Origin of the sequence: Cupriavidus alkaliphilus (assembly GCF_014191175.1) — a bacterium.
Classification (GTDB): Bacteria; Pseudomonadota; Gammaproteobacteria; order Burkholderiales; family Burkholderiaceae; genus Cupriavidus; species Cupriavidus alkaliphilus.
Genome location: NZ_JACHWE010000003.1, coordinates 700,806 through 711,348, shown reverse-complemented (window position 1 = coordinate 711,348; position 10,543 = coordinate 700,806). Strand labels below are relative to the sequence as shown.

Below are 10,543 nucleotides of genomic sequence, written 5' to 3'. Positions count from 1 at the left end.
TCGTTGCAGACGATCACGCATTCCTGCCCGGCCACGCGGCCGATGCCGGTGATGATGCCGGCGCCGGGCGCGGCATCGTCGTACATGTCATACGCAGCCAGCTGCGACAGCTCCAGGAACGGCGTGCCGGGGTCGAGCAGCTGCTGCACGCGCTCGCGCGGCAGCAGCTTGCCGCGCGCCAGGTGCTTGTCCCGGGCAGCCGCGCCGCCGCCTTCGGCCAGCTTCGCGATCTTTGCCTGCAGGTCGGCAACCAGATCCTGCATTGCCTGCGCATTGGTCCTGAACGACTCGGAGCGGGCGTTCAGCTTGGTTTCAATTACCGCCATAAGGGCCTCGGGCAGTCGGTTATCTGTTGGGTAGGATTTATCTTTAGGGCCCGGCGCTCAGGCCGTCCTGGATTCATCGAGGTTCAGCTCACGCACCATCTGGTCGCGCATCACGAACTTCTGCACCTTGCCGGTCACGGTCAGGGGCATCTCGTCGACAAAGCGGATGTAGCGCGGAATCTTGTAGTGCGCGATCTGGTCGCGGCAGAACGCGCGGATCTCGTCTTCGGTGGCGCTCTCGCCCGGCTTCAGCACGATCCACGCGCACACCTCCTCCCCGTACCTGGGATCGGGCACGCCGAACACCTGTACCGCCTGCACCTTGGGATGGCGGAACAGGAATTCCTCGATCTCGCGCGGGTAGATGTTCTCGCCGCCGCGGATCAGCATGTCCTTCACGCGGCCGACGATATTGCAGTAGCCCTCTGCGTCCAGGGTGGCCAGGTCGCCGGTGTGCATCCAGCCGTCGCGGATGGCCTCGGCGGTGCGGGCCTCGTCGTCCCAGTAGCCGAGCATCACCGAATAGCCGCGCGTGCACAGCTCGCCCTTCTCGCCCACCGGCACGGTGGCACCGCTGGCGTCGACGATCTTGACTTCCAGGTGCGGCTGGATCCGGCCCACGGTGGTGGTGCGCTTGTCGAGCGGATCGGCGGTGCTGCTCTGGAACGACACCGGGCTGGTCTCGGTCATGCCGTAGGCGATGGTCACCTCGGACATATGCATCTGCGCCACCACACGCTTCATGGTTTCGATCGGGCACGGCGATCCGGCCATGATGCCGGTGCGCAGCGAGGAGAAGTCGTAGTCGGCGAAACGCGGATGGTCCAGCTGCGCGATAAACATCGTCGGCACGCCATGCAGCGCCGTGCAGCGTTCTTCGCTCACCGCGCGCATGGTGGCCTCGGGGTCGAAGGCCTCGCCCGGGAACACCATCGCCGCGCCGGTCGACACGCACGCCAGCACCGACAGCACCATGCCGAAGCAGTGGTAGAACGGCACCGGAATGCACAGCTTGTCCTGCTCCGAGAAGCGCATCGCCATGGCGATAAAGCGCGCGTTGTTGACGATATTGCGATGCGTCAGCGTGGCGCCCTTGGGCGCGCCGGTGGTGCCGCTGGTGAACTGGACGTTGATCGCGTCATGGCGATCGAGCTGCTCGGTGATGCGGTCGAGCTCCGCGCGCGCAACGCCAGTGCCGCGCGCCAGCACCTCGGCATAGCGGATCATGCCGGGGGTCTCGCCCTCGCCCATGCGGATCACCCAGCGCAGCGACGGCAGCCGCGCGGCCTGCAGCGTGCCCGGCGCGCTGGTGGCCAGCTCCGGCGCCAGCGCCTGCAGCATCTCGAGGTAGCGCGAGGTCTTGAAGGCCTCGGCGGCGACGATGGCCTTGACGCCGACCTTGTTCAGCGCGTACTCCAGCTCCGCCAGCCGGTAGGCCGGATTGATGTTGACCAGCACCAGGCCCAGCCGCGCGGTGGCGAACTGCGTCACCAGCCACTCCACCCGGTTCGGCGCCCAGATGCCGACCCGATCGCCCCGGGCCAGGCCCAGCGCATGCAGGCCACAGGCCAGCGCATCGATGGCGTCGGCAAACTCACGCCAGGTCCAGCGCACGCCCTGCTCGCGAAAGACCACGGCCTCGCGTTCCGGGAACGCTGCCACGGTCTGTGCCAGCAGCGCCGGCACGGTCTGCTCGGACAGCGCAATACTGGTGTCGCCACGGACATGCGACAGCCCGCCTGCCGGCAGAATGGTGGGAAGCGGCTCTCCCTGCATCTTCATCATTGTCTCCAAGCGCGTCGGGTTTCGACTTGAATTGAGCGCAACTCAAGATCGTGAATCTCACCGGGGGATTCCCCGGAATTCAGGGTTAACCCCCATCGAAGCTGCTGCCTGTGCCGCCGGATCTGAATGGGATGTCCGGTCTCGTCACATCGGAATGACCAAAAGGTATACGGGCGGACGGGAAAATTCAACCTTAATTTGAGGCTTACTCAACTTCATGCCAAAATGAAGTACGATGTGACGGCATTGCGCGGCGACCGCCTGGTCCGCGCTGCCGCAGTTCCGCGCCTCCAAACGGGGGTACGGCCTATCATTCGCGCTTTCGCCTGCCGGGAACCGCCACCATGGAAGACAACGCCGCCACACGCCGGATCCCGTCCGGCGCCAGGGCGGAACAACGCATCCGCGACATCCTGCGCGTCAGCCGCGAGGTGTTCGCGGAGCTGGGCTACGACAAGACCACCACCACCGAGATCGCCCAGCGCCTGGGCGTGTCCGAGGCCACGGTGTTCACGTATTTCCAAAGCAAGCGCAAGCTGTGCGTGCGGGTCATCGAGGACTGGTACGACGAAATCATCGACGCGGTCGAGCGCGGCATGCCGCGCGACCAGAGCACCAAGGCCCAGCTGGCGTTCTACGTGAAGACGCACCTGCGCCTGTTCCTGATCCAGGGCACGGGGCTGTGCGCGCTGGTGCTGTCGGAAGGACGGGCCAAGGGGCCGGAGCTGGGGCAGGAGTTCGTGCCGCTGCAGCGCCGCTATACGGCGCCGCTGATGGAGCTGCTCGCGCGCGGCCGCGAACATGGCGAGATTCGCGCCGACCTGCCGCTGAGCCTGTTGCGCTCCGCCATCCTGGGGCCGATGGAGCATATCCTGTGGGATGCCATCGCGCGCGAACGCGAGGTCGATATCGACAAGACCGCCGCGGGCATGGTGGCCCTGCTGTGGCCCGCGCTGCAGCCGGCGAATATCGAGCTGGAGGCGCTGCGCGCCTTCCATGGCGAAGTCGGCGCGGCGCTGAGGAAGCTGGACGGCGCCTGACCGGCGCGCCGGGCGTCGCGCGCAAAATCCTTGTACGCTGGAGGCGGCGTTGTTCCCAGCACGGAGATTGCGACATGGCCATCCAGCTCAACCACACCATCGTCTTCTCTCACGACAAGCAGGCCTCAGCCGACTTCCTGTGCGAGGTCCTGGGCCGCCCGCCGGCCGAGCCGTTCGGGCCCTTCCTCGGCGTGGCGCTCGACAACGGCGTGACGCTCGACTTCATGGACGCGCAGGGCGAGATCGCCATGCAGCACTATGCCTTCCTGGTCAGCGACGCCGAGTTCGACCACGGTTTTGCCCGGATCCGCGCGCACCAGCTCACGTACTGGGCCGACCCGTACCGGCGCCGCCCCGGCGAGGTCAATACCGATGACGGCGGCCGGCGCATCTATTTCGAGGATCCCAGCAAGCACTTCCTCGAGATCTTCACCAGGGGCTGAGGCCGAGGCGGCCCTGCCGAGCCTTTGGCGAGACACCGGCAGGCGGCGCCTGTACCGTCCTGCACTTGGTTGATGCGGTGGCGCCTCATAGAATGAAATGGCCTGGTTTCCGCCGCATCCAAGGACCATGCAGACCGCCGCCTCTCCCTACCAGCCCGTGCGCGAGCGGCGCACGCTGACCTGCTTCCTGCTGGCCCTGCTCATGCACCTGCTGCTGGGGGCCCTGCTGTACTACGGCGTGCGCTGGCGCAATGCCGTGCCCACCGGGGTCGCGGCAGAACTGTGGGAGCCCGTCCCTGCGGCCACCGCGCCCGAGCCGGCCGTCAGGCCGGCGCCGACGCCGCGGCCCGTCGAGGAGGAAGACGCCGACATCTCGCTGCAGGAAAAGCAGCGCAAGGCCAGGGAGGCCGAACGCGAGGCAGAACAGCGGCGGCAGCGCGAAAGCCAGGCCCTTGCCGAAGCGGCGCGCAAGGAGGCGCAACGCAAGGCCATGGAAGCGCAGCGCCAGGCCAGCAATGCCGAGCGCCAGGCCGAACTGGCGCGCCTGCGCGCGCAGGCGGGCGGCGCCGGCGCCACGGCCAACACCGGGGCCGGTTCCGGATCGTCGGCCAGGCCATCGTCGGGCTATGCCGAGCGCGTGCGCCAGCGGGTCAAGCCCAACATCATCTTCAACGAGGACGTCCCCGGCAATCCGGCGGCGGTGGTCGCCGTGCACATGGCGCCCGATGGCTCGCTGCTGTCGACGCGGCTTGCCAGGTCCAGCGGCAATGCCGGCTGGGACAGCGCGGTGCTGCGCGCGGTGCAGCGCTCGGACCCGTTGCCGCGCGACAGCAACGGCGTGGCGCCGTCCAACATCCTGATCACGTTCTGGCCCAAGGACGAGGGCGGCTAGGCCCTCGCCGTCCCAGACCGCACCCGCATCCCGTAGCGTGCGTTATCGCACCAACGGCGGCGCGCTGGAACCATATTCCAATAAAACGGGTTTTTGCGGAATAGGATTACAATTCCAGCCTGCCTGGAAGGACAAATCGCATGCCTGTGCTACCGCCGGTCCATATCATGAATAGACAAGAACAAGCCGACGAAGTCCGCCATGACGACCGCCTCTCCCGCTACTGCCTCCCCACTTGCCGCCGCCCGGCCGGCCGGCGCCCCGCTCGACCGGCTGGCGCTCGACCTCGCCGACATCTTCAGCAACAGCGCGCGCCTGGTTGCCAGCCACATCGCGCAGCACCTGCCCGACACCGAAACGCTGCTGGCGGCGTTGCCGCCGGGGGCCTTGCTGGGCTCGGCCGACACCTATGCCCGGCACCTGGTCTACGGCGATCCGCTGGAACGCTTCTCGGCCATGGTGCTGGTCTGGCGCCCGGGGCAGACCAGCCCGGTGCATGGCCACCGCACCTGGTGCGCCTACCGCGTGCTGCGCGGCACGCTGACCGAGCAGCACTACCGATGGGACCCCGCCAGCCGGCACGCGCGCCACGCCAACACCGTCACGCGCGGCGCGGGCGATACCTTCAGCGTGCCGGGCGGCCTGCAGCATATCCACGCGCTCGGCAACACCAGCGACGAGATCGCGGTTTCCCTGCATCTCTACGGGGTCAGCCGCGACCATATTGCGACCGGCGTCAACCTGCTGGTGCCCGCCGACGCCTAGCCGCCCCGCTCCGCGCCTGGTGTGGCCGCGCCCTCTCCACCTGACCGCCACGCGCCATGGACCGCTACGACAAACAGATCCTTGCCCTGCTGCAGGAAGACGCCACCTTGCCGGTGGCGGAAATCGGCGAGCGGGTCGGCCTGAGCTCGACGCCGTGCTGGCGCCGCATCCAGAAGCTGGAGGAAGCCGGGCTGATCCGCAAGCGCGTGGCGCTGCTCGACGCCGGCAAGCTCAATGCCGGCGTCACCGTGTTCGTCTCCATCCGCACCAGCCAGCACAACGTGAAATGGCTCAAGCAGTTCCACGGACTGGTGTCGTCGATTCCGGAAGTGACCGAGTTCTATCGCATGGCGGGCGACACCGATTATCTGCTTCGCGTGGTGGTGCCCGATATCGCCGCCTACGACCGCGTCTACAAGAAGCTGATCCAGGGTGCCGAACTGGCCGATGTCAGCTCCAGCTTCGCGATGGAGCAGATCAAGTACACCACCGCGCTGCCCCTGGACTATGCCTGAGGCGGCACTTGGCCGGCCGTAGCGCAGGCGCCGGGTCCGGCCGGCACTCGCAATTCCCGCCACGGCAGCGGCTTCTGCCGCGCTTTTCAGCGCATTCTGTTGCAAATATCACGCATTCCGGCAGACTAGCCGCCACGCATTCCGGGCCCGGAACCTGCTGCGACGCAGCAATGGCTGTAGAATATGCGGCCCCTATTCAAACGGCCGCGGCGAACGGTTATCCGTCCCGCCCCCGCCGAACCCCACGCGAGCCTTGACAGCAGGTTGGAATCACGCGCGCCCTCGTGCGCACTGCCGTCGACACGCGATGCACGAAGGAAACAGCAGTCAATGACAAGTGGCGCACAACGAACGGCAGCCAAAACACGAGCAGCAGCAGTCAAGGACACCGGCCAGGCCAGCCCGGCCGCGGCACACACTGATCCGACGGCCGAAGCCGCCGCGCGCAGCCAGCAGCTGCGCGCGCTGATCCAGCTCGGCAGGCAGCGCGGCTACCTGACGCACGCGGACATCAGCGACCACCTGCCCGAAAACTTCACGGACACGGCCGCGATGGAAAGCATCGTCGGCACCTTCGCCGAGATGGGCGTGAAGATCTACGAGCAGACCCCGGACGCCGAGACCTTGCTGCTCAGCGACGGCCCGGTGGTGGCCTCCGACGAGCAGGCCGAAGAGGAAGCCGAGGTCGCGCTGGCCACCGTCGATTCCGAGTTCGGCCGCACCACCGACCCGGTGCGCATGTACATGCGCGAAATGAGCTCGGCCACGCTGCTGACGCGCAAGCAGGAAGTCGAGATCGCCAAGCGCATCGAGGAAGGCCTGAACAACATGGTGCACGCGATCTCGGCGTGCCCGTTCACCGTCGCCACGATCCTCGAGCTGTCGGCCAAGGTCGCCGCCAACGAGATCGGCATCGACGACGTGGTCGACGGCCTCAGCGACGAAACCATCGCCGAGCCGGTCGCCGCCGCCGCGGATGACGCCGACGACAGCAGCCTCGACAGCGCCGACGAGTCCGATGAAGACGACGACGACAGCGCCGATGAAGGCAGCAGCGGCCAGCAAAGCGCCGAAGCCGACCTGGCGCGGCTGCGCGAAGAGTGCATGAAGCGCTTCGCGCGCGTCGCCGAGCAGTTCGAGCGCATGCGCGCCGAAAGCGAAGCCGGCCGCGCGGCCGCACCGGCCTTTGCCACCGCGCGCGACGCGGTGCGCGAGGAGCTGCGCACGATCCGCTTTACCGCCCGCACCATCGAGCGCCTGTGCGCCAACGTCCAGTCCATGGTCGACGAGGTGCGCGCGATCGAGCGCCAGGTGGTGCAGCTGCTGGTCGAGCGCTGCGGCATGGAGCGCGAGGACGTCATCGCGCGCTTCCCCGGCAACGAGACCAACCTGGCCTGGGGCCAGGGCCTGGCCGCCGAAGGGCGCCCCTGCAGCGCCGCGGTCGCGCGCGCGCTGCCGGACCTGGAAGCCCACCAGCAGAAGCTGATCGACATCCAGGCGCGCGCGGCGCTGTCGCTGGCCGAACTGAAGGCGGTCAACCGCAAGATGCTGGCCGCTGAGCGCCAGATGCGCCAGGCCAAGCACGAGATGACGCAGGCCAACCTGCGCCTGGTGATCTCGATCGCCAAGAAATACACCAACCGCGGCATGCAGTTCCTGGACCTGATCCAGGAAGGCAACATCGGCCTGATGAAGGCGGTCGACAAGTTCGAATACCGCCGCGGCTGGAAATTCTCCACCTACGCCACCTGGTGGGTGCGCCAGGCGGTCACGCGCGCCATCGCCGACCAGGCCCGCACCATCCGCGTGCCGGTGCACATGATCGAGCAGATCAACAAGCTCAACCGCCTGTCGCGCGAGATCATGCAGCAGACCGGCAAGGAGCCCGATCCGGCGGTGCTGGCCGAGCGCCTGGACATGACCGAGGACAAGGTCCGTTCGATCATGAAGATCGCCAAGGAGCCGGTGTCGATGGAGACCCCGGTGGGCGAGGACGGCGACACCAGCCTGGGCGACATGATCGCCGACTCGGACACCGCCACGCCCGCCGACGCCGCCCTGCAGGCCGGCCTGCGCGCGGTGGTGCGCGAGATGCTCGACGAACTGTCGCCGCGCGAAGCCAAGGTGCTGCGCATGCGCTTCGGCATCGACATGTCGACCGACTACACGCTGGAAGAAGTCGGCAAGCAGTTCGATGTCACGCGCGAGCGGATCCGCCAGATCGAAAGCAAGGCGATGAAGAAGCTGCGGCATCCCAGCCGCGCGGACCAGTTGATCACCTATCTGCGCGACGCCTGAGCGGTCCTCCGCCTCCGCGCACAGAGGAGTGTTATCCATGCCTGACCCGAACCTCTCTTTCTTTGGCAGGCTCTCGCTTGCCATGGGCACGTTCTTCGCCATCCTTGGCAACCGCGAGCTGGCCGCCGGCATCAAGCGGCTGCGCGCGGGCGAAACCGCCGCGCAGGCGGCCCCGGCACCGGTGACGGCACCCGCTCCGGCCCCGGCTGCCGCGCCGGTTGCCGAGCCCGCGCCCGCGCTGAAGGAAGCCAGCCCGGTGGCCGCGCTGCAATTGCTCGGACTGCTGCAGCGCGACGCCCGCTTCGTCGACTTCGTCGAGGAAGACATCGCGCGCTATGCCGACGCCGAGATCGGCGCCGCCGCGCGCCTGGTTCACGATGGCTGCCGCGCGGTGCTGCGCGAGCATTTCACCATCCGCCCGGTACGCGAGGAAGCCGAGGGCAGCCGCGTGACGCTGGCCGATGGCTTCGACGCCAGCGCGATCCGCCTGACCGGCAACGTGGTCGGCAGCGCGCCGTTCCATGGCGCCATCAGCCATCGCGGCTGGAAGGTCGAGGAAGTGCGCCTGCCGCGCCTGGCCGAACGCCACGACGCCAGCGTGATCGCCCCCGCCGAGGTGGAGCTATGAGCGAGGCCCGCTATGCCATCGGCATCGACCTGGGCACGACCCACAGCGCGGTCTCCTACGTCGACCTGGCCGCCAGCGATGGCGAGAAGACCAGCCAGCGCGTGCTGCCGATCGCGCAGCTGACCGCGCCCGGCGCGGTCGAGGACCTCGACCTGCTGCCCTCGTTCCTGTACCTGCCGCACGCCAGCGAACTGGCCCCGGGCGACCTGAACCTGCCGTGGAGCGCCGCGCGCGACTTCGCGGTCGGCGAGATGGCGCGCAGCCGCGGCGCGGGCACGCCGATCCGGCTGGTGTCCAGCGCCAAGAGCTGGCTGTGCCATCCCGGCGTCGACCGCCGCGCGGCGATCCTGCCCGCCGACGCCCCGCCGGAAGTGCCGCGCGTATCGCCGCTGGAGGCTTCGGTGCGCTACCTGACGCACCTGCGCGAAGCGTGGGACCAGGCCCACCCCGACGCACCGTTCGGCGAGCAGGACGTCACCGTGACGATCCCCGCCTCGTTCGATCCCGCCGCGCGCGAGCTGACCGCCGAAGCCGCCGCGGCGGCCGGCTATGCCCGCATGACCCTGCTGGAGGAGCCGCAGGCCGCGCTCTACAGCTGGATCCAGAAGAGCGCCGGCCAGTGGCGCAAGCAGGTCAAGGTCGGCGACATCATTCTGGTGGTCGATGTCGGCGGCGGCACCACTGACCTGTCGCTGATCGCCGTGATCGAGCGCGACGGCAACCTGGAGCTGCATCGCATCGCGGTCGGCGACCACATCCTGCTGGGCGGCGACAACATGGACCTGGCGCTGGCGCACGTGGTGGCGCGCAAGCTGGCGGCACAGGGCACGCAGGCCGATCCGTGGCAGCTGCGCGCGCTGACCTACGCCTGCCGCGCCGCCAAGGAAACGCTGCTGACCGACCCGGCCACCGACAGCGTGCCGCTGGTCGTGCCCAGCCGCGGCGCCAGGCTGATCGGCGGCTCGATCCGCACCGAGCTGACCCGCGCCGAACTGACCCAGACCATCCTCGAAGGGTTCTTCCCGCAAGTCGACGCCGCGGCGCGCCCGGTGACCCGGGCCCGCGCCGGCCTGACGCAGCTGGGCCTGCCGTACGCGCAGGACGCGGCCATCACGCGCCACCTGGCGGCGTTCCTGGGCCGGCAAGCGGGAGCGCTGGCCGAGATCGAAGGCCTGCAGGCCATGCAGCCGGATGGCGCCAGCTTCCTGTGCCCCACCGCCGTGCTGTTCAACGGCGGCGTGTTCAAGTCGGGCCTGCTGGTCGAGCGCATCCTGCAGACGCTCAACGGCTGGCTCGCTGCCGAGGGCGCGGCGCCGGCGCGCCTGCTCGACGGCGCCGAGCTGGACCTGGCGGTGGCGCGCGGCGCCGCCTATTACGGCTACGTGCGGCGCGGCAAGGGCGTGCGCATCCGCGGCGGCACCGCGCGCGCCTACTACGTCGCGGTGGAATCGTCGATGCCCGCCGTGCCGGGCTTCGAGCCGCCGATCCAGGCACTGTGCGTGGCCCCGTTCGGCATGGAAGAAGGCACCGAGGCCGAGCTGCCGCCGCAGGAATTCGGCCTGGTGGTCGGCGAACCGGTGCACTTCCGCTTCTTTGGCTCGTCGGTGCGGCGCCAGGACCAGGTCGGCACCCTGCTCGACTTCTGGGGGCCGGAGGAACTGCAGGAACTGGAAGAAATCCAGGCAACGCTGCCCGCCGAAGGCCGCACCGCCGGCGAAGTGGTGCCGGTCAGACTGCATGCGCGCGTGACCGAGGCCGGCACGCTGGAGCTCGAGGCCGTGCCGCGCGCCAGCGGCGAACGCTGGAAGGTGCAATTCGACGTGCGCGGCAACGCCGATGCCTGATCCCGCG

At 68.6% G+C, this 10,543-nt stretch carries 10 protein-coding genes; 8 read left to right on the top strand and 2 right to left on the bottom strand.

Annotated features, from left to right (window positions below; translation table 11 throughout):
- The coding region (locus FHX60_RS14850; RefSeq protein ID WP_311729258.1) for a carboxyl transferase domain-containing protein at nt 1–326 on the bottom strand (326 nt) is incomplete at its 3' end.
- Nucleotides 327–383: 57 nt separating this feature from the next.
- Nucleotides 384–2,108, bottom strand: a complete 1,725-nt coding sequence (locus tag FHX60_RS14845; protein WP_183283787.1) for an AMP-binding protein — start codon at nt 2,106–2,108, stop codon at nt 384–386.
- A gap of 347 nt (nt 2,109–2,455) precedes the next feature.
- On the opposite strand from FHX60_RS14845, the gene FHX60_RS14840 reads away from it, so the two are divergent.
- The 8 genes from FHX60_RS14840 (at nt 2,456) to FHX60_RS14805 (ending at nt 10,536) form a co-directional block, all read left to right on the top strand.
- Nucleotides 2,456–3,151 (top strand): TetR/AcrR family transcriptional regulator, encoded by a 696-nt coding sequence (locus FHX60_RS14840; protein ID WP_112776909.1) that lies wholly within the window; start codon nt 2,456–2,458, stop codon nt 3,149–3,151.
- A gap of 74 nt (nt 3,152–3,225) precedes the next feature.
- Nucleotides 3,226–3,594: a VOC family protein gene (locus tag FHX60_RS14835; RefSeq protein WP_183283786.1), complete on the top strand. Its 369-nt coding sequence runs from the start codon at nt 3,226–3,228 to the stop codon at nt 3,592–3,594.
- Nucleotides 3,595–3,721: 127 nt separating this feature from the next.
- Entirely contained in the window at nt 3,722–4,486 is a 765-nt protein-coding gene (gene tolA / locus FHX60_RS14830) for a cell envelope integrity protein TolA (protein ID WP_112776911.1), read from the top strand.
- A 201-nt stretch (nt 4,487–4,687) separates the two neighbouring features.
- Entirely contained in the window at nt 4,688–5,251 is a 564-nt protein-coding gene (locus FHX60_RS14825; protein WP_183283785.1) for a cysteine dioxygenase family protein, read from the top strand.
- Between the two features lie 56 nt (nt 5,252–5,307).
- On the top strand, nt 5,308–5,766 hold the full coding sequence (locus FHX60_RS14820; RefSeq protein WP_092316295.1) for an Lrp/AsnC family transcriptional regulator: 459 nt from the start codon (nt 5,308–5,310) through the stop codon (nt 5,764–5,766).
- A gap of 330 nt (nt 5,767–6,096) precedes the next feature.
- Nucleotides 6,097–8,064 (top strand): RNA polymerase sigma factor RpoD, encoded by a 1,968-nt coding sequence (gene rpoD, locus FHX60_RS14815; protein WP_183283784.1) that lies wholly within the window; start codon nt 6,097–6,099, stop codon nt 8,062–8,064.
- A 37-nt stretch (nt 8,065–8,101) separates the two neighbouring features.
- Nucleotides 8,102–8,692 (top strand): DUF2760 domain-containing protein, encoded by a 591-nt coding sequence (locus FHX60_RS14810; RefSeq protein WP_112776914.1) that lies wholly within the window; start codon nt 8,102–8,104, stop codon nt 8,690–8,692.
- Nucleotides 8,689–10,536 carry an Hsp70 family protein gene (locus FHX60_RS14805; RefSeq protein ID WP_183283783.1) on the top strand — a complete coding sequence of 616 codons (1,848 nt, stop codon included), beginning with the start codon at nt 8,689–8,691 and terminating at the stop codon, nt 10,534–10,536. The genes FHX60_RS14810 and FHX60_RS14805 overlap by 4 nt, the downstream gene beginning before the upstream one ends.
- Nucleotides 10,537–10,543: the final 7 nt, after the last annotated feature.

Coding starts and splice junctions, on each gene's coding strand:
- FHX60_RS14845 (WP_183283787.1), bottom strand. CDS start 2,108: ATGAAGATGCAGGGAGAGCCGCTTCCCACCATTCTGCCGGCAGGCGGG.
- FHX60_RS14840 (WP_112776909.1), top strand. CDS start 2,456: ATGGAAGACAACGCCGCCACACGCCGGATCCCGTCCGGCGCCAGGGCG.
- FHX60_RS14835 (WP_183283786.1), top strand. CDS start 3,226: ATGGCCATCCAGCTCAACCACACCATCGTCTTCTCTCACGACAAGCAG.
- tolA (WP_112776911.1), top strand. CDS start 3,722: ATGCAGACCGCCGCCTCTCCCTACCAGCCCGTGCGCGAGCGGCGCACG.
- FHX60_RS14825 (WP_183283785.1), top strand. CDS start 4,688: ATGACGACCGCCTCTCCCGCTACTGCCTCCCCACTTGCCGCCGCCCGG.
- FHX60_RS14820 (WP_092316295.1), top strand. CDS start 5,308: ATGGACCGCTACGACAAACAGATCCTTGCCCTGCTGCAGGAAGACGCC.
- rpoD (WP_183283784.1), top strand. CDS start 6,097: ATGACAAGTGGCGCACAACGAACGGCAGCCAAAACACGAGCAGCAGCA.
- FHX60_RS14810 (WP_112776914.1), top strand. CDS start 8,102: ATGCCTGACCCGAACCTCTCTTTCTTTGGCAGGCTCTCGCTTGCCATG.
- FHX60_RS14805 (WP_183283783.1), top strand. CDS start 8,689: ATGAGCGAGGCCCGCTATGCCATCGGCATCGACCTGGGCACGACCCAC.